The organism is Chitinophaga solisilvae, from assembly GCF_009928525.1.
GTDB classification, from domain to species: domain Bacteria; phylum Bacteroidota; class Bacteroidia; order Chitinophagales; family Chitinophagaceae; genus Chitinophaga; species Chitinophaga solisilvae.
Window position 1 is genome coordinate 1 of the sequence record NZ_JAABOK010000009.1, and the last position, 19,419, is coordinate 19,419.

At 49.9% G+C, this 19,419-nt stretch carries 13 protein-coding genes; 1 reads left to right on the top strand and 12 read right to left on the bottom strand.

What is annotated here, in order from left to right:
- Positions 1-200: 200 nt before the first annotated feature.
- From GWG06_RS19065 to GWG06_RS19090, 6 genes are all read right to left on the bottom strand, one after another.
- Complete coding sequence (locus GWG06_RS19065; protein ID WP_160715202.1) at positions 201-1,178, bottom strand: DUF4302 domain-containing protein; 978 nt, start codon at positions 1,176-1,178, stop codon at positions 201-203.
- Positions 1,179-1,218: 40 nt separating this feature from the next.
- The gene (locus GWG06_RS19070) at positions 1,219-2,067 is read right to left on the bottom strand and encodes a substrate import-associated zinc metallohydrolase lipoprotein (RefSeq protein ID WP_127036331.1); all 849 of its coding nucleotides are present in this window, start codon (positions 2,065-2,067) and stop codon (positions 1,219-1,221) included.
- 22 nt (positions 2,068-2,089) lie between these two features.
- The gene (locus GWG06_RS19075; RefSeq protein WP_127036332.1) at positions 2,090-3,559 is read right to left on the bottom strand and encodes a RagB/SusD family nutrient uptake outer membrane protein; all 1,470 of its coding nucleotides are present in this window, start codon (positions 3,557-3,559) and stop codon (positions 2,090-2,092) included.
- An 11-nt stretch (positions 3,560-3,570) separates the two neighbouring features.
- On the bottom strand, positions 3,571-7,209 hold the full coding sequence (locus GWG06_RS19080; protein ID WP_160715204.1) for a SusC/RagA family TonB-linked outer membrane protein: 3,639 nt from the start codon (positions 7,207-7,209) through the stop codon (positions 3,571-3,573).
- A gap of 122 nt (positions 7,210-7,331) precedes the next feature.
- Positions 7,332-8,561 (bottom strand): FecR family protein, encoded by a 1,230-nt coding sequence (locus GWG06_RS19085; RefSeq protein WP_160715206.1) that lies wholly within the window; start codon positions 8,559-8,561, stop codon positions 7,332-7,334.
- 257 nt (positions 8,562-8,818) lie between these two features.
- On the bottom strand, positions 8,819-9,334 hold the full coding sequence (locus GWG06_RS19090; RefSeq protein ID WP_160715208.1) for an RNA polymerase sigma factor: 516 nt from the start codon (positions 9,332-9,334) through the stop codon (positions 8,819-8,821).
- Positions 9,335-9,858: 524 nt separating this feature from the next.
- Here GWG06_RS19090 and GWG06_RS19095 point away from each other — a divergent pair.
- Positions 9,859-11,163 (top strand): esterase-like activity of phytase family protein, encoded by a 1,305-nt coding sequence (locus GWG06_RS19095; RefSeq protein ID WP_160715210.1) that lies wholly within the window; start codon positions 9,859-9,861, stop codon positions 11,161-11,163.
- 31 nt (positions 11,164-11,194) lie between these two features.
- On the opposite strand, the gene GWG06_RS19100 is transcribed toward GWG06_RS19095, so the two are convergent.
- The 6 genes from GWG06_RS19100 to GWG06_RS19125 all read right to left on the bottom strand — a co-directional run bounded on the left by GWG06_RS19100 (position 11,195) and on the right by GWG06_RS19125 (position 19,414).
- Positions 11,195-12,070: an aminoglycoside 6-adenylyltransferase gene (locus GWG06_RS19100; protein WP_420826306.1), complete on the bottom strand. Its 876-nt coding sequence runs from the start codon at positions 12,068-12,070 to the stop codon at positions 11,195-11,197.
- Between the two features lie 137 nt (positions 12,071-12,207).
- Entirely contained in the window at positions 12,208-12,789 is a 582-nt protein-coding gene (locus tag GWG06_RS19105) for a PhnA domain-containing protein (RefSeq protein ID WP_160715212.1), read from the bottom strand.
- Positions 12,790-12,857: 68 nt separating this feature from the next.
- Positions 12,858-13,616: a LytR/AlgR family response regulator transcription factor gene (locus tag GWG06_RS19110; RefSeq protein WP_127036344.1), complete on the bottom strand. Its 759-nt coding sequence runs from the start codon at positions 13,614-13,616 to the stop codon at positions 12,858-12,860.
- 10 nt (positions 13,617-13,626) lie between these two features.
- On the bottom strand, positions 13,627-14,727 hold the full coding sequence (locus GWG06_RS19115; RefSeq protein WP_160715213.1) for a sensor histidine kinase: 1,101 nt from the start codon (positions 14,725-14,727) through the stop codon (positions 13,627-13,629).
- Between the two features lie 66 nt (positions 14,728-14,793).
- Entirely contained in the window at positions 14,794-16,209 is a 1,416-nt protein-coding gene (locus GWG06_RS19120; protein WP_160715215.1) for an efflux transporter outer membrane subunit, read from the bottom strand.
- A 25-nt stretch (positions 16,210-16,234) separates the two neighbouring features.
- Complete coding sequence (locus GWG06_RS19125; RefSeq protein WP_160715217.1) at positions 16,235-19,414, bottom strand: efflux RND transporter permease subunit; 3,180 nt, start codon at positions 19,412-19,414, stop codon at positions 16,235-16,237.
- Between the last annotated feature and the right edge of the window lie 5 nt (positions 19,415-19,419).

A 19,419-nucleotide genomic window follows, 5' to 3' on the forward strand; every position in this document is an offset into this window, starting at 1 on the left:
CGGGTTACCAGAGATCTGGGAACAAAAGAAAGTAGTTGACTAAAGATCGGCTGTCCGGTAAAATAAGTACCTTTATTCATGGTATTTTAAAGTGTGGTAACTTAAATCTACCAAAAAAAGGGGGCAATTGCCCCCTTTTTTCTTGTAGTAGGTCTGATTTTTACCGGACACCAATGATTCGTAATTCGTAATTACTCTCCCTATTGCTCTACCTCCAGCGTCCCCGTAATCACTTCCTGACCGTAGCGGTTCAGGGCGAACAGTTCAATTTTTGTATAGTCGGGGCTTATGCTGCGTACCAGCAGATAATCCGTTTTAATGGCGTTGATGAATTTCATCGGTTCCAGCGAGAAGGGGCCGGGAGGGCTCCAGCCTTTTATGACAGCGGTTACCATGGCGGTGCCGCTAACATAGTAGAAGGCGTAGTTGTTATAGTCGCTGTTGGAATACAGGGCTATCGGGTTCAGGCCTACGTCTCTGGAGATGCCGATGTTAGCTTTGAAGAAACTGGTATTGCCTGCGCCTACACCGGAGAATTCCATATTCCATGCAGGGGCCTGGTATCCGTCTTTGTACGTCAGCTTCAGCGGATTGGTGGCGCTGATGACAAAGGGTGAATTGGATGCTGAAAACAGGGCCAGCAGCGGGTACTGGGTATCGAACCAGGTCACCGGTGATTTCAGTTTGTACATCTTCATGACGGTACCACCTTCTGATGCATAGATTTCTCCTTTGCGGTAGGGCTGCATGGTGATACTGTCGGGCGTTACGTCCATTATTTTAAAATAGAAGTCCTGGATAAAGCCGGATTCATAAATGGCAGAAAAGGTTGAGCCGCTGGCAAAGCTCAGCAGGGGTGCGCCGGTGGCGCTGCTGAGTTCATATACCGGGGGTGTGGCTACCGTAGAGGAAGGGAACATGGACCGGGAGGTGAATGTATTCTTTACGGTGTCGAACTTTAAAATGATCGGGATAGCTGTTTTGATGGAAGGATCCGGGTTCGGGATCATCAGCAGCCAGCCGTTGGGTGCGTCGCCAATCTGTGAACGTATTCTGGCAGTGAGCTGCGATTGCTTCACCAGGGTCAGGTCCAGATCTATATCCTTCTCATATTTTACGCAGCTGATGACGCTGACAGCCATTATCAGCAGCGGCAGCAGTTTATATATCTTCTTCATGTTGTTTGTTTAGAATGTGAATGATAAAAACAACCTTGTCTTACGGAATCAGCGCTTTTACTACAGAATCCAGTTTTATCTGCATCATATGCAGGTCTATTCCCTTGCTGAGATAGAATTGGTTTACCATTTTATACTTTGTTTCCAGCTTTGGATTTTTGGCAATGATCTTCAGGATGGAATCTTTCGGAAACCGCATCATTGCTTCTACGGTGGTAGCAAAGTCCTCTACCGGCTGAAACCCGCCGTAAGCACGGAAATATCCGTCTTTCTGCGCCTGCTCGTCTGTTCTGCTGATATATTGCAGGTCATAATACAAGCCTTGTGATACCTGGTCGTATCCTTTAGGGCGGCCAAATTTATGATCCAGCTGATGCGCATGTTCATGATAGAGGATATTGATATGTTCCCGGATCCAGGCGCGGTTAACAACAAAGCTGTTAACATCTCCCATACCCAGCCGGTAGTATTGGCCGTTAAGCCCTGCACCTGCTGCGCCACCGGAGCTGATGCTGTTGAAATGCACTGCTGTACCGATGGTCAGGAACTCCACCGGGATCTGGTTTTTAGAGAACTGCGGTGCGAAGATGCTGATAGGCTGCAGCCACATCTTTTCCACCACATATTTTGTATAGCCCTGCGCTCTGTTAATCAGTGCGGGTACAAAGAAGGTGGTAGGATCTATTACGCGCGGTTCAAATTTATAGATTACCCGCAGCCCGTAGGTGTGCTGGATGGTATCTATGAGGCTGTCCAGCGCATTCAGGGGTTTGGGCATGGCAAAATAATCGATCGTATCATTAATCACCGGCGCCTTGTCTTTGGTGCAGGAGAAAGTCATTACGGCTATCAACCCTGCCAGTATAAATAGTTTAGCAACTTGTTTCATAACAAAAAAATTAAGGGTGATATTATCTTGGGTTCAGCTCAGATGCAATCGGGATATTTCTTTCCTGCTCCATCCTTGGTATCTGAATGGCTTTGCGGAGATCGTTTTCCTTCAGCACTTCCACGGCGGTATTACCACGTGCCAGGCGGTGCGTTACACTCAGCTTCAGGCGTTTGATATCGTACCAGCGTAACCCTTCGTTAATCAGTTCCTTTCTTCTTTCCAGCAGTACTACTTCCAGCAGTTCATCCTTGGTAATACCGGTGTTGAGCGGAGTGTAGGGCGCATAGCGCAGCTTGCGGATTGATTCCACATCGTTGAGTGCTTTCTGTACGCCGTTGGCGTCGTTGCTTCTGAGGGCCGCTTCCGCGTGTGTCAGTATTACTTCTTCCATATTGAAGTAAGGCGTCTTGATCGGCGTATTGGATGGGCTGTTCGCCTGTGTGGCAAATTTCAGTGCAATGTAACGCGCGTCGATAACGGTACCTACAGAAACAAACACTCTTCTTCTCAGGTCGGTATTTCCTGCGAAATACTGCGCTATCATGTAATCGCTGGGGAAGAAACCACAGATGAAGTAGCCGGTAGGCACCAGTGGTCCCATGGTCGGGTTATAGGCTAATGACAGAATATTAGGATGAGAGGCCGGGTCCATGTATCTGGTGGCAAAGAAAAGCATACCATTGGAGGTATAAAAGGGTATATCATCTGCAAGCCTTCTGACCTGGTAACCTCTTTCGTTGATGACATCTTCACTGTATTTCACCGCCTGGTCCCACTCTCCCTTGTACAGCTTCAATCTGGCCATCAGGGCGTTACCGGTTGCAACAGAGAAGTGGTAGGGGTTGGCAGATACAAACGCACCGCCGTTTTTCAGCTGGGCAATGCCCTGCGCGATATCTGATTCTACCTGGTCATACACTTCTTTTACGGTATTACGTCTGTAGGTGTTGATGTTACCACGGTTGTTGACGGTTACCAGCGGGATGCCCAGATTGGTGGAAGCGGTGCCTGCCTCATAGTGCATACCGAAAAGGTTTACCAGTATAAAATGGCAGTAGGCGCGGACCAGCAGTGCTTCTCCCCTTACTGCCGCCTTTTGTTCCTCACTGCCGGAGGCAGATTCTATTCCTTCCAGCGCCAGGTTGGCCAGGTAAATTTTCTGATAGAATCCTTCATATGCCCTCGCCGGCCCGGTGGTAATACCATCAGGATAATCGTCCTTCCACTGATACATGGGAAGGTAGTCGGTAATATTGGATGCCTGCGCCAGCTGTGCATGGTATTCGAAATCATCTGTCAGGATATCCGTAAACAGGTCATGTCTGACAGGATAGGCATTTACAAGTACCTGCTGGTATTGCTCAGCAGTTTGCAGCTGCGCGCGGTTATCATATGGTTCGCTTGTAAACTTCTTACAGCCGGCGGCGGTAAGGCAGAGCGCGAACAGGTAAATCGCAACAGTTTTTATTTTCAGCTCAGTTTGTACCATTTCTCAAGATTTTAAAATTGGGCGTTAAGTCTCAGCGTATAGGAGGTAACGTTAGGCAGGCTCACCCCGGTGATGATGCTCTGCGGATCTACTCCTCTCAGGTCTTTGTCGGCCCAGAAATAAAGGTTATTACCGGAAAGCGTTACGCGTGCGGATTTGATGGCGCTGAATTTTCCGGGTCTTACTTTCGGCACATAATCATAGGATAGCGCTACTTCGCTCAGGCGCACTACGCCGGCATTTACAACCATATGATCTCCCCTGTTATAGGCAAATTCTCTCTGAATAAAGGCTGCGTTGTTATAGGCCTGCTGGATATTGGATACCAGTCCGGGAATATTGGTGGTCTGTTCATCGCCAGGAATACGCCAGCGGGCTGCCACGTCTTTCTGGGTAGCGAGGTTGTCAGCATAAATCCTGCTGATAACCGGATTTCTGAATACTTTGTTACCGAAGCTGTAGGTAAGGAATACCCGCAGCTCAAATCCTTTATAGTTAAAGCTGTTGGTGAAGGAACCTGTTAAGGTTGGGTCACGGGAACCCATATACGTAATAAGGGAATCATCCTGTGAGTTCAGCTGAATATTGGATACCAGCTGGTTTTTGGCGCCGTAGAACTGTGGTTGTCCAGCTACGTCCAGTCCGGCGAAACGGTAGGCATAGAGGCCGTTAAGCGGTTTGCCGATAGAGCCGTATCCCCATGGAGATGTTTTCTGGGTAAGCAGCGGTGAAAAGGTGCCGTCGAGTACCTGATTTTTCACATGGCCTACCAGACCGCTTACGTTCCACTGGAAGTTGCGGGAGTTGGTGATGTTGCGCACGCTGATGGTAACGTCTATACCCTTATTGGACATGCTGGCCCAGTTGATGGTTTTGGTGGTAAATCCATCTTCGTAGGCCACGTTGCGGGGCGCTACCAGGTCCATGTTTCTCCGGTTATAGTATTCTGCCGTAACGGTCAGCCTGTTAAACAGTCCGATGTCCACACCGATACTGGTAGTATAATCCTTCTCCCAGTTCAGGTTATAGAGTTCCGGAGAGGTGATGTTGATACCCAGTTCGTTGAAGTTGGGATCTCCCCTGTAGGCGTTGATAAAGGTGCCATTCAGTGCGGGAGAGTTTTGCCAGGCGTTACCACGTAATGCGTAGCTGCCGCGGATTTTCAGGAGGTCCAGTTTAGCTGCCAGCGGCTCCATGAATTTTTCCTTGTGCAGGTTCCAGGCCAGACCTATACTATAGTTCGGCAGGAATTTGCTTTTGGTGGCGGAACCGAACAGGTTGCTGCCATCCACCCTGGCTGCCAGGTCAACGATGTATTTATCGCTGTAGATATAGTTGGTATTGAGGAAGAAGGCAGTTTTATTCTCTCTGATAAATCCTTCTTCATAATATTTCTCGTCCCTTTCCACAGCTCTTTTGAGCGCGAGCACGCTGGGGGAGATGATTTTACCGGAATAATACTGGTAACCATATCCTCTGACGAAGTTGGAATTGATTTTATCGCTGCCCATTTCAAAACCGCCGAAGATATTCACGGCGTGTTTTTTATCAAACACGTTGCGCCAGTTGAGGGTATGGCGCATATTCAGGAAAGAGCCTCTGAAAGCGCGCTGTTCCAGCAGGCCACCGGAAGGCAGGATGGTCTGCGGGATGGCATTCGGATCGTTGGGATCCTTGTAGAGCAGCGGGTTGATATCTGCGATAGAGCGGGGGTTATCTACCCGGTAGGCAGCTGCCACATTGGATCTTTCGGTCATTACGTGGCTGTTGTCGCTGACGGTTTTACGAACAGACAATAACCCTTCATAGGTGAGTCCCGGAATGATTTTATAGTTGAGGCGCAGTACAGAGCGGATATCCTGGCTTTTCAGCGTGTTGAAGTTTTCATTCAGCTCATCGAGGATATTGAAGGGAGCAAAATCGCGCAGGTAATATTTGTAGTTACCGTTTTCATCGTAGGGCGTCATGGCGCGGCTGGTGTTCACCGCATAGCTGAAGGGGTTCAGCTCAAAGCGGCGTACGATGTTACCGTTGCTGCCGCTGGCAGTGGTATCGAAGGTACCCGGCGCCATCTGATCGCGATAGGTGAAGTTGGTGAGGAAGTCTACTTCCAGCTTGCTGGTAACGTTAACGGTTGTACGAAAATTGGCCGTATAGCGGTTGGTGTTATATCCTTTCGCCTGTCCGTCATCATGCAGATAGCTGCCGGAGAGGTAGTAGGTAGCTTTATCGCTGCCGCCCTGCAGGGAGAGGTTGTGTTCCTGCACCAGGTTATTCCTGAATAACACGTCGAACCAGTCTGTATTGGCGGAACGGGCGTTGTTCAGCAGCTGATTCGCCTTATCCATGGATATTTTGCGCTGGGTATACTGATTGTAAATATCCGTGAAAGCGCCGGTGGAGCTGGGATAGTTCAGTACGGAGAGATAACCGTAGCGATAGAGTTCCGCGGAGAGGTCCATCTGCTCTTTGGAATTCATCAGGTTGAAAGTCGCCACATTGGGTTTGATACCCATTGTCAGCGCAGTACCTGCGTTGACGGTCATCTGTCCTTTCTTTCCTTTGCGGGTGGTAATGGATACCACGCCGTTGGCAGCCCTGGTACCGTAGAGAGAGGTAGCGGATCCGTCTTTCAGGATAACGATATCCTCAATATCGGCGGGGTTCAGGCCGGCTATGGCAGAACCGAGCAGGGAGGCGGGGTCGCCGGAGTAGAGCTGGTTGGGCTGGATGTTGGCCGGAGCGGTGATAGGCACACCGTCTACCACGTACAGCGGTTCCTGGTTGGCGCTGATGGAGGCGCTTCCTCTCACCCTGATCTTGGGCGTGCTGCCGAAAGTAGAAGAAACGTTTTCCACGCTTACGCCGGCTACAGCGCCCTGCAGCATTTTGGATACGTCGCCGACGCCGCCACGTTGCAGGAGTGATTTATCTACGCGGCCAACTGCGCCGGTGAAGGTTTCTTTGCGGAGCTGCTGGTAACCCGTAACGATCACTTCATTCAGCGCCTGCTGCGACACCCTCATGGAAACGGCCATCAGCCTGCCTTTGCGTGCAACAATTTCACGGGTGGCAAAGCCGGGGTTGTACACTACCAGCACATCGCCGTCTTTTGCGTTGATGTTGAACACACCATTACCATCGGTAGTGGTGGCGGTATTGTATTTGCCTTTTATAAAAACGGTTACGCCGGGTAAAGGTAATCCGGCGGAATCTGTTACTTTACCTTTAACGGGATCTTCCTGCTGCAGGTTGCTTTCTGTTTGTTCCACCTGAAGGTGATGCTGCCTGACTGCGGAAGAATCAGGGAATACGAATACGGAGTTTTTACCGATGGTATACTGTGCGCCCTGCGGTTTTACTGTCAGGTCCATCACATTCCGCAGTGGCATATCGGTTACGTTCAGGTCCACCGGTTTCAGCTCCTTCATAAGGGATGCCTTGCAAACGACGGAGAAGGAAGTTTGTTTCTTGATAGAAAAAAAGACTTCCTCCATAGGGATGTTTCTTCCGGAGATGGAAACCATCTGAGATCGCCCGCTAACGCTGATGTGCAGGCAGATCAGCAGCAATACAGAGGCGGTCAGTTTTCTGCATAGCTTGCCCAGCCGCTCCTTTCCGGAGCAGCCCTTACTGGTTGATAAGTGCATAGATTTGATTTACTTTGATTGATAAAACGTTCTTCCCCGGCTAAGTTGACGGTAGCCGGCGGTTATTCCCTTACTTTGTCAGGAATAGGGTTGTGACTTTTTTTAATTTTTTCTTATTGATACTACTTTTTTTGGATGATTATTTTCCGGCCTTCATTTACTATGCTGAATTTAACGCCCGATTCTGCCATAAAGCCTAATACAGTTGTCAGGTTTTCTGTCCGGTTGATTTCACCCCAGAAGGTGATATCCGGAATACTGTCTTCGTATACTATATCTACATTATACCATCGCGATATTTGCTTCATTACTTCCGCCAGGCCCATCTGGTGCATATTCAGGATACCATACCGCCAGGCGTTTACTTTAGCCGTATCTGCCTGATGTACGGAGATATTGCCTGGCATTCCGGCATTGACAGCCATGGCGGCCTGCTGGCCGGGAACCAATATTTTATCCTTATGTTCCGTTTTTGCCGGCGACACCATTACTTTACCATCCAGCAGGGTGATTTTTGCAGCAGGATCATCATAATACGCGGACACATTAAAGCTGGTACCCAGCGCCAGTACAGTTCCGAGCGGATCATTGCCGGCAGTGGAGGTAAACTGCACCCGGAAGGGCTTGGATTCATCCTTCGCCACTTCAAAATACGCCTCACCGCTTACTTCCACCACACGCTCCTTTCCTTTGAAAGCGGTGGGGTATTTCAGCGATGTCACCGCGTTGAGCCATACTTTGGTGCCATCCGGCAGTACCATGCGGAATTGCCGCCCTCTCGGGGTTGACATGGTATTATATACCATGCCCGTATCGGAAGACTGCCCCGCATTATAGGACAGGCGCCCGTTTGTCATGACTGCCGTAGCGCCCTGCTGACTGGCTATTACACCATCCGGCAAACTATCCAGCACTACCTGGCTTCCATCAGCCAGGGTGAGTATGGCGCCTTCATGACCGGGGCCTATCTCAGTACTTACTGCTGCTGCCACAGGTCGTTGCCCTGGGTGAAGCATAAAATACATGCCGGCGGCAGCCATTACCACTACGGCTGCAGCCGCAGCACTGCGCCACCGGCGGAACACAGGCACAGGGAATATACTTCGTGTAACCGTTTCCGTTTGAACCGGGTAATCAGATAAAATACGCTGCGCTATCGCTTCACGGCGGCTCATTTCCAGCTGCCCCTCATCCACAGCGGCATTCCATTGCTGCATCATCAATGGCTCCAGCTCACCCGCGAGATCCTCCTCCTCCAGTAAGGCGGAATATTCTGCACGCTCCTCCTCAGTAAGTTGCTGTTTACACCATAAATTATACAGGTATGCCAACCTGGTATTTGCGTCTTTCAATATGCGGTATTTTATCTTTCCATTATAAGGACAACAGGGTTGAGAAAAAGGGGGTAATGGGGGGAAGGGATTTTTTGACTAGACAAGTTTGGGGGAATCAATTACGAATTGCGAATTACGAATTACGAATGCAGAAGCGAAGAACTAAACGAAGATTAAAGATGATAAGTATTAAGTATCACCTTTAATCTTCGTTTAGTTCTTCGCTTCTGCATTCGTAATTCGCAATTCGCAATTCGTAATTCACCATTAAACACCTACACCCTGTCTTTAATATACCTCGTTATCGCCTGCGTGGCATGTTGCAAATATGTCTTAACGGTTTCCCGCGAAATCTGCATTTCTGCAGCGATTTCCTGGTAGGTCATTTTCTGGCGGCGGTTCAGTACCCAGACTTTATATTGCTGGGGAGGCAGCAGGTTTACGGCGGTATCTATGAGGGAGTAGTGCTGCTCCCGCATGGAGCTGTCTTCCTGCGGAACGGTGGCAGCAGTTTGTTCCCATGCCTGATGACGCCGGCGTTCCCGGGCCATCCGCTTGATTTCATTGAGTATACGGTTACGGGAGATCACGTAAAGGTAGGTACGGAAATTTCTGATGGCAGAAAGGCTTTCGCGGGTTTGCCAGATCTGGGTGTAGATATCCTGCACTATTTCTTCAGCTACCTCGCGGGAGCCGGTATGGCGCAATACGAAACTGTACAGCAATCCGGAGGTGGCTGTCAGCAACGCGGTAAATGCCTGCTCGTCCCCTTCCGCGATACGTAAGAGCATTCCTGCTTCAATATGTCTTAAATCTGCCGGCAATCTTACCCAACCATTTAATGTCCTGCAAATTGTGAAATATAATAAATAACGGTAATGAACTACTATCGTGCTACATCTGATTACCGTGGTATTTTACAGGCGGAGAAAAAACATGATAAATTTTCAACAGGGATAGTTTTAGTTTTATTTTGATTGATGAGCACTGGTATACAGTGCCGGGTATTTTGTCGGATAAATATACGGTTTTATCAAGTTGGGTGTATGTGTCACTGCAGTAGAAAGGGAGAATATTTTTAAATAAGAGTCCTGTAGTGCAATTACAATATGCTGTAAACTGCATCTGTAATTATCAGGAGTTACGAATTAAGATATACTAAGTAATCTATCTGCTGAAATGCCGGTACCTCCCGTCCTATTCTCCTTCCCGTATCCGGCCTGTATCCTCCTTATCATTTCACTATTTCATAACAAATACATAATCCCCCGTTCACATACCCGCCCAATCTTTGCAGCCTAAATTCAGCTGATACATGAATAAAGCATTACGCATGGCTCCTCTCGGCCTCGCCTTCCTCTTCGCCTGCCAGAAAAATGACGGCCCTTCTGACAACGGCGGCAACACCTCCTACCCTGCCAAAGCCCGCCTGGCCGGCGCCAAAGTAATATATACCAACACCGCCGGCACAAATGTTTTCAATGGCGGCTACGGCTCTTCCATTGCCAGCGTACCCGGCGAAGCCGGCTCCTTCTACCTGATGACCGACCGCGGCCCTAACGTGGACGGCACCATCAAGGATTCTAAAGTATTTCCGGTGCCTGCCTTCAACCCGCAGATCGGTAAATTCCGCCTCAGCGGCGACTCCATGATACTCGTGGAAACCATCCATATCAAATCCGCCGCCAACACACCGGTAACCGGATTACCCAACCCTGCAGGCAGCGGCGGCACCGGCGAAACTGCGCTGGATATGAACGGCGCTACACTCAGCACCGACGCGGAAGGCATCGACTGCGAAGGCCTCGTGGCCGCTCCGGACGGCTCCTTCTGGATCAGCGATGAATACGGTCCGCATATCGTACATCTCGACAGAAACGGCAAAACACTCGAAAGAATCAATCCTTTCGGCACCGGCACAGGTGGCAGAAAATTACCACTGGTACTCGCTACCCGCCGCGCCAACCGTGGCATGGAAGGACTCGCCATCACACCAGACGGCAAAACACTCGTAGGACTGATGCAGTCTCCCCTCTACAATCCTTCCAAAAGTGCAGTGAGCAACTCCCTGTACACCCGCATCGTCACCTTCGATATCGCTACCGGCAATACCAAACAATACCTCTATAAACTGGATGATAAAAATACCGCCAACAGCGAGATTACCGCTATCAGCAACAATTCCTTCCTGGTGCTGGAAAGAGACGGCGAATTCCCCGGCGATCCTGCCAAACCGTCCCGCATCAAAAGGATATATAAAATAGATCTCAGTACCGGCACCGACGTTTCGGATCCCGGCAACGGCGCCAACGGCCGCCTGGTGAATAGTAAAACACTGGAAGTACTCAGCGATGAAGAATTGCTGGCTGCCGGCATCAAAACTGTCAGCAAAACACTGGTAGTGGATATTATCAAAGATATCCCGGACTATCCGCATGATAAACCGGAAGGCATCGTGCTAGTAGGTAATAACATCATCGCGCTCAGTAATGACGACGACTTCGGCATACTCCCCGCAGATCCTGTCAACAACAACTATATCGCTAAAATACTGCCACGCACCGGCAAAGTAGATTTCAATACTGTCTATTTTATCAGACTGGCAACACCATTGTTCTAAAAAAGCAGGTTTGAACAAGGGCGTCTTTCAGCTACTGACGGGCGCCCATCTTTTTTACTTCCAGCAGATACTTCCTGATCTTCTCCTCCACAGCCTCCGGATAGCTGTATCCCAGCTGCTGCGCCAGCTCCCGGCCCAGCTCACCGGCTACGTCCACATAGGCAAACAATGCATTCCAGTTGCCGGCTATATCCGCACCGGCAAAGGTGGCCTCAATCTTCTTCCACATGCCGGGCGACAGATACCGCTTGAACAAACGACCGTATTTATTCGTACTGACGTTCCAGTTATGCTGCGACCCGATGTACCACTCTATCATCTTCTGAAAGCTCTCAAAACGCATGATCTGCTCCGCCACAAAACGGGCATAGAACAACTCATCGCGCCAGAGGCACTTGGCCACGTAGGTGGTACAGAACAGGAAATCATTAAACACATAAGCAAACTCCTCCTGCGAAGGCTTGCGGATATTAAACACGCGGTGGGTCGGCGCCTGCATACCGGCAGTAAGACGATCCTTGTCCAGCAGTACCTCATAGCCGATGTCCCAGTCTTCATACAGGGTATCTGCAGATGCCTGCTCCCGGAACTTTTCTACGGAATAAATCAGGAAATCAATTTTCGTATAGTCTTCATAGATAACCATGCGGGAAGCATGTCGTCCATCGAACACTTCTTCATTTTCTACAATAGTGGTAATAACAGGGCCGAAAGCGGTGAGCCAGCTGTCATCTGCCAGGAATGCCTGCAGATCAGGCACTACAATATCTATGTCCAGGTCGCTGAACATATCCACAGGAGCATGCGGGTTTGTCAGCGAGCTGGTAAGCAGCATGGCCCTGATGGTTTCATTGCCGGCACCCCATGCTATTACTTGTTGCAGCTTTTCAGTACGAGGAATAATCATGCTGTAAGATAATTACGAATTGCGAATTACGAATTACGAATGAGGAGCGAAGATGTAAGCGGATAGAAAATTTACTTCTTCGCTTACATCTTCGCTCCCCATTCGTAATTCGCAATTCGTAATTCGTAATTAACCCATCAGCTTTGTTTCCTCAGGTACTTCGTCAGAATAACAATCACCTGCCCCTCTATCTTACCTTCTATCTGTTCTGTATTATCTTCTACGAGGCGTATATTTTTTACAACGGTGCCGAGTTTGGCATTGAGGGTGGAACCTTTTACGTCCAGGGATTTGGTGAGTATAACGGTGTCTCCGTTGAAGAGCTGAGCACCGTTGCTATCGCGGTGCAGGCTCACGGTGGCATCGTTGTCATGATCACCGGTAGCTTTGGCCCAGGCGAGCGTTTCGTCATTGAGGTACATCATATCAAGGCTTTCCATGGCCCAGCTTTCGGCGCGCAGGCGGTTGAGCATGCGCCAGGAAACAACCTGTACTCCGGGAATCTCGCTCCACATCACTTCCGACAAAAAGCGCCAGTGCATACTTTCCAGTTCTGCCTTCCGGTCAATCTGCGTATGGCATTTCCCGCAGATCATGATACAGTTTTCAGGATCGCTGTATGATTGCGGCGGCACTTCATATACCTGCAGGGAATCGCCAGATTGGCATAATTCACATTTCTTATTGCTCCTTTCCAGTAGTTGTTCTTCCAGTTTCATGCTATTGAGAATAAAATTCGGCGCAATATAAGGCTTTTTATGAGGAGGCTACCGGCGGGCCTGTACTTTCAGCGGTCCAGCCAGTTTTTGAACAGGCGGGCCTTTTCCTTGCTGATGATAACTTCACTCTGGGGAGAGGTGCGCAGCTTCACTTTCAGCTTGCCGTTGAAATAATTGTGAATGCCTTCAATGCTGTTGATATGAATGATGTACTGGCGGTTGGCACGGAAAAACTGTGCGGGGTCCAGCTGTTCTTCCAGTTCGTCCATGGTCTGCAGTACGGTAACCGTAGTCTTGTCAGACAGCGCCAGGTGCGTGATACCGTAGTCATATACCACAAACTCCACATCGGCAGCGCTGACGGTGCGGTAACCATCCTTATAGGGTATCAGGAAGCGGGAGCGGTAAATGGTTTCTTTCTTTTCAAGATAGCGCAGGATGTCCTTCACCGGCTCTGATACTACCTTCTGCTGGCGCAGGCTCTCAAATTTGCGCAGGGCGGCGCTCAGGTCTTCCTGCACAATGGGTTTCATGAGATAATCGATGCTGTTTACCTTGAAAGCGCGGATAGCGTATTCGTCGTAGGCAGTGGTAAAGATCACGGGACACCCGATTTCCACCTGTTCAAATATTTCGAAGCTGAGGCCATCAGCAAGACGTATATCCATCAGAACGAGGTCCGGCAGCGGGTGGGACCTGATCCAGTCAACGGTTTCAGTAATACTTTCACAAACACCGGGGATCCGGATATCCGGGTTGATCTCCTGCAACATACGTTGCAGGCGGGTGGCGTTCAATGCTTCATCTTCTACTATTAAAATCTCCATATACAAAATTTTATATATCCAGTACCGGCAACACAACTATGAACATACCATCTTCTTCTTTGATAACTGGTTGCTGATCTGATAAAATGCGATAGCGGTTACGTATATTCTCCAATCCCAGCTTGGTGGATTGTATCTGGTGCCTGATCCGTTGAATACGGTTGCTGACAATCAGCCGGCCGGAATCATCTTCATAGATCTTTATCAGCAGCGGCCTGGCAGCTGTAGCCATATTATGCTTGATGGCATTTTCTATGAGCAGCTGCAGCGTAATCGGCGGAATTCCTCTGCCGGCAATGGATGCAGGGATATCAATATCAATAACTACGTTATCGCCATGCCTGATCTTTATCAGGTAAGCGAAGGCGCGGATGATCTTTTCTTCTTCTGCCAGCGTGATAATATCGTTATTCAGATTGGTAATCATATAACGGTATACTTTGGCCAGATTCTCCAGGAAAGACAATGCCACGTCTTTATCTTCCATGATGAGCGCAGACAGCGCGCTGAAGTTATTGAACATAAAATGCGGGTCGAGCTGCAGCTTTAACGATTGCAGCTGCGCCTGCATGGCGATCTGTTTGAACTCGGCCGCTTTCAGCTTCAGCTCAGAAGCCTCCAGCATAGAGGTTTTCCAGCGTTGCAGGAAATAATGCCCGGTATGTACGGCGCTGATCAGAATGGCTAACATGGAGCAGACAAATACAAACTGCCACTCATCGAGCTTATCAGGGGGTTTGGTTGCTTTGGGGGGAGGTCCGAAAATAAAGAACAGCGTATAGTATAGAAAAGCCAGCAGCAGCCCTACAGATACCAGCTGCAATAACAGCTGGATAAAAGAACGGGCTATCGGCTTTTCATTCCACGGCATGATCTTGTTAAGCTGCCGGGCAATGATGAGACTCATTTCAGTGATCAGCGCACAGAAGATCATCATGATGACACCTTCTATCAGGATGTCTGTCCATTTCTGCTTCCAGAGTTCCTCCCAGTAGCCGCTGAAAGGATTTACGAGATAAGATAACAGGTAGTACAGGAGGAATATCATCGGGAAGATGAATATCCTGTAATACCTGTTAAATAATTTTTCCTGTGTGGTAGATTTGCCCATTATCGGAATATTAGCCGGGGTATTGACAGTTATAAATGACAGTTAAAATTAACAAATCCACGGCTACTATTTCCAACCGCCGCCGAGAGCACGGTATAATTCCGTGACGGCGCCCAGCTGTTCCCGCTGTATGGCAGCGAGATCCAGTTCGCTCTGCAGTACGTTGCCCTGTGCGGTAATCACTTCCAGATAATTGGCCATTCCGTTCTGATAAAGCATGCTGGCATTCCTGGTAGCACTTTCCAGCTTCTGTACCCGCTGTTGCGTGATGCTGTACTGTGCTTTCAGCTTGTCGATTTTCACCAGCGCATCAGACACTTCTCCTACGGCTGTGAGTACTGATTGTCTGAAGCTGATGACTGACTTTTCCCATTCGATCTTTGCTGTTTCCCATTCTGTTTTGAGCTTCCTCCGCTGAAATACAGGCTGCGTGATACTTCCACCCACCGTTTCAAACAGGCTACCAGGAATACTAAACCAGCTGCTTGCCTTAAAAGCATTCAAACCTGCGCTGGCTGTGATGTTCAGCGCAGGGTACATATTTGCGCGCGCTACGCCGGTACGGGCGTTGGCGGCCATAACAGACATCTCAGCGGCATGTACGTCCGGGCGCGCACTAAGCAGGGCGGCCGGTACACCGGCGGATAACTGTCCGTCGAAACGCACGGATTGCAGGTTTGCCTGCCGCGCGATGCTGCCGGGAAGATCGCCGGTGAGCAGTCGCAGGGCATTTTCCTGCTGACTGATCTGCTGTTCAATCTTGGGCAGCAACGCAGCAGCGGCGTCGCGCTGGGCTTCCGTCTGTTCTATTGCTAATGTGTTTGTTTGTCCGGATTCATACTGCAGGCGCATGATACGCAGTGTACTGTCGTTCAGCGCCAGGTTCTTCTTCGTTATCTCCAGCTGGTTGTCCAGCATGAGCAGGTTATAATACCCCTGCGCCACATCGCTTACCAGTTTTGTCTGCACCGCTTTGGAGGCTTCGGCACTACGCAGGTAATCCGCCAGCGCGGCTTCTTTCAGCCTGCTGATCTTACCCCAGGCAATCACTTCCCAGGACAATCCTACGTTGGCGTTATAGTCATCCATGAACCTGGTGCCGATAAATTCCTGCGACAAGGAGCCGTTCAGACTGTTTTTAGACGGCCAGTTACGGTTACCCTGTACTGTCAGGTTGATATCCGGCAGGTTACCTAACCTGGACGCACGTACGCTTCTTTCTGCCGCTTCCACATTTTTCAGGGCTGTCAGCATATCGAAGTTTTTCGCAATGGCGCTGTCTATCAGCGTTTGCAGCACCGGATCTGTAAAGAATGATTTCCAGGGGATGCCGGCAATACTGGTGGTATCCGTGGCCGCACCGGCGCCGCGGTACTTATCCGGTAATGCTACTGCCGGCCTGGTGAAGTCTTTACCCACCCGGCAGGCCGTCGTCACACAGATGACGGCCATTACCAGGATGAGTGATATTTTTTCTTTCATAAAAAATACTGATTTAAGAAGATGATTAAGCATGTACTTCTTCTGCTACTGCATGTTCTGCCGGCTTTTTACCGGTTACTTTTTCCTGCAGGAACTGGAAAACAATAAACAGCACCGGTATGATAAATACCCCCAGTATAACACCTGTGAGCATACCGCCGGCGGTGCCTATACTGATGGAAACGTTCCCCATGGCTGACGGACCTTTTACGGACATCAGCGGGATCAGCCCCACCACGAAGGCCAGCGATGTCATGATGATAGGACGGAGCCTTAGCCGGGCTGCCTCCAGTGCGGCAGACAACAACGTTCTGCCTGCCCTGCGGCGCTGTACGGCAAATTCCACAATCAGGATCGCGTTCTTGGCCAGCAAACCAATCAGCATTACCAGCCCCACCTGCACGTAAATATTATTGTCTATACCCACCATGTTGATGGCGAGGAATACGCCTATCAACCCCGTCGGGATGGACAGCAATACTGCCAGCGGAAGAATATAGCTCTCATACTGCGCTGCCAGCAGGAAGTATACGAATACAATCGCCAGCGCGAAGATGAGTACCATCTGATTGCCGGAATTTTTCTCTTCCTTACTTAAACCGGTCCATTCGAAACTGAAGCCAGCCGGCAATTTTGTAGCTGCCACCCGCTCTACCGCCTGCATAGCCTGACCGGTACTGTATCCCGGTTTAGGCATCGCGTTCACCGCAATGGCGTTGAACAGATTATAGCGGTTCATCATCTCCGGACCATATACTTTTTTCAGGGTAACGATGCTGTTGACAGGCACCATTTCTCCCTGTTCATTCTTTACAAATACCCCTTCCATGCTGGCGGCATCGCTGCGGTCTTCCGGCGCAGCCTGCACCATCACACGGTAATATTTACCGAAACGGTTAAAGTCCGATGCCTGGTTACTGCCGTAATAGGTCTGCAGCGTCATCATCAGGTCACTCACACTCACGCCTAATTGTTTGGCTTTTACCGCATCCACCTGTACTTCAAACTGCGGGAAGTCCGCCTTGAACATGGTGAACGCCACCCCTATTTCAGGGCACTGCATCAGTTCCCCGATGAAGTTATTGGCCGTTTCGCTGAAGTTCTGCACAGAGCCGCCGGTGCGGTCCTGCAACATCAGCTCCAGCCCGTTGAAGGAACCAAATCCCGGCACGGTAGGGAAAGTGAATACGCTGAAAGTACCTTCCTTAATGGTGCTCAGCCTTTCTGTCATCACCGCCACTACGTGATCAATCTGCTGTACTTCTCCTCTGTCCTTAATATCTTTCAGTTTCACGAAACCCATCGCATAGGCAGGGCTGGCGGCATTACTCAGGATGTTATAACCGGAGATGCTGGTGCCGGAAACTACCATGGGCATGGTTTTCAATACGCTGTCTGCTTTCTCCAGGGCTTTGGTGGTACGTTCCAGGCCTGCTCCCGGAGGGAGAGACAGGGACCATGCCACGAAGTTGCCGTCTTCATTGGGGATAAACCCTTTCGGTGTTACCCGCATCAGGTATACCACTGCTGCGATGATCACCGCGAGGGAACCCAGACTGACCCATTTGTAGCTGATCAGCCATTTGATGATGCGCGTATAGCGGTAGGTCATCGCCTGGAAACCGGTGTTGAAAGCGGTGAAAAAGCGGCGGCCAAAACCTTTCTTCGTATGACCGTTACTGTTTTCATTATCACCTTCAGCGGTGTGGGGGTTCTTCAGAAACAATGCACATAAGGCCGGGCTCAGGGTCAGCGCGTTCAGCGCTGAAATCAGGATGGCGATAGCCAGCGTAAAGGCAAACTGCCGGTAGAATACGCCGGTAGGGCCTTCCATGAAACCTACCGGGAGGAATACTGCCGCCATCACCAGGGTAATGGAGATAATGGCGCCGGTAATTTCGCTCATAGCAGATAAAGTGGCGGCTTTGGCAGGCAGATGCGAGCGTTCCATCTTACTGTGCACTGCCTCCACCACCACAATAGCGTCGTCCACCACAATACCAATGGCCAGTACCAGGGCAAACAGCGTCAGCATATTCACCGAAAAGCCCATCAGCTGCAGGAAAAAGAAAGTTCCTATCAGCGATACCGGTACGGCTATCGCGGGGATCAGGGTTGACCGGAAATCCTGCAGGAACAGGAATACGATCACAAATACAAGGATGAATGCCTCTATCAGCGTGGATTTCACCTGCGCAATGGAGGTATCCAGCTGTTCTTTGGTACTCATCGTTATCTGGTAACGGATACCTTTGGGGAATGTCTTCTGGGCATTTTCCATCACCTCCTTTACAGTGGTCTGTATCGCATTGGCGTTGGAGCCATTGGTCTGGAAAACGGCCATGGTTACGGCATCCTGACCGTTTACGCGGTTATCCGTTGCATAGGTGGCGCTTCCCAGTTCTATGCGGGCCAGGTCCTTCAGGAATAATACAGAGCCATCCGGGGCTACGCGTACTACAATATTTTCAAACTGCTCCGGTGTATTGAACTTACCGCTGTAATTGATAACATAGGACAAGGCAGCATCCGTGCCCTCTCCGAATTTACCGGGAGCAGCTTCCAGGCTCTGGTCACGGATGGCGTTCATCACCTCTGCAGGCGTTACCTTATACGCTGCCAGTGCAGCAGGTTTCAGCCATACGCGCATGGAGTAGTCCTTACCGCCGAACACCTGCACCTGCCCTACTCCGGAGATACGTTTCAGCTCAGGGATCACGTTGATCTTGGCAAAGTTCTGCAGGAAGGCTTCGTCATATTTTTTCTGGTCCCCGCTCACAATGTCGAGGATCATAATCATACCATTCTGCTGCTTGGTGGTAGTAATACCTGCCTGTACTACTTCCGGCGGCAGGGTACTGGTTACCTGGGCCACGCGGTTCTGTACGTTCACCGCCGCCTGGTCAGGGTCTGTACCCAGTTTAAAAAACACGGAGATAGAGGCACTGCCGTCGTTGCTGGCAGTGGATTGTACGTAGGTCATGTTCTCCACCCCGTTGATGGCCTCTTCCAGCGGCGTAACTACCGAACGTAATACCGTTGCGGCGTTACCACCCGGGAAGCTGGCGCTCACCATAACACTGGGAGGAGCAATATCGGGGAACTGTGTCACCGGCAGCCGGGTAAGTCCTACCACCCCCAGTATCACCAGGATGACGGATATTACCGTTGCCAGTACAGGTCTTTGTATAATTTTCTTTAACATAGTCA

Bases quoted from the DNA above. Each gene is read 5' to 3' on its own strand.
- GWG06_RS19070 (WP_127036331.1), bottom strand. From the start codon at position 2,067: ATGAAACAAGTTGCTAAACTATTTATACTGGCAGGGTTGATAGCCGTA.
- GWG06_RS19075 (WP_127036332.1), bottom strand. From the start codon at position 3,559: ATGGTACAAACTGAGCTGAAAATAAAAACTGTTGCGATTTACCTGTTC.
- GWG06_RS19105 (WP_160715212.1), bottom strand. From the start codon at position 12,789: ATGAAACTGGAAGAACAACTACTGGAAAGGAGCAATAAGAAATGTGAA.
- GWG06_RS19110 (WP_127036344.1), bottom strand. From the start codon at position 13,616: ATGGAGATTTTAATAGTAGAAGATGAAGCATTGAACGCCACCCGCCTG.
- GWG06_RS19065 (WP_160715202.1), bottom strand. From the start codon at position 1,178: ATGAAGAAGATATATAAACTGCTGCCGCTGCTGATAATGGCTGTCAGC.
- GWG06_RS19080 (WP_160715204.1), bottom strand. From the start codon at position 7,209: ATGCACTTATCAACCAGTAAGGGCTGCTCCGGAAAGGAGCGGCTGGGC.
- GWG06_RS19115 (WP_160715213.1), bottom strand. From the start codon at position 14,727: ATGGGCAAATCTACCACACAGGAAAAATTATTTAACAGGTATTACAGG.
- GWG06_RS19120 (WP_160715215.1), bottom strand. From the start codon at position 16,209: ATGAAAGAAAAAATATCACTCATCCTGGTAATGGCCGTCATCTGTGTG.
- GWG06_RS19090 (WP_160715208.1), bottom strand. From the start codon at position 9,334: ATGCTCTTACGTATCGCGGAAGGGGACGAGCAGGCATTTACCGCGTTG.
- GWG06_RS19095 (WP_160715210.1), top strand. From the start codon at position 9,859: ATGAATAAAGCATTACGCATGGCTCCTCTCGGCCTCGCCTTCCTCTTC.
- GWG06_RS19125 (WP_160715217.1), bottom strand. From the start codon at position 19,414: ATGTTAAAGAAAATTATACAAAGACCTGTACTGGCAACGGTAATATCC.
- GWG06_RS19100 (WP_420826306.1), bottom strand. From the start codon at position 12,070: ATGATTATTCCTCGTACTGAAAAGCTGCAACAAGTAATAGCATGGGGT.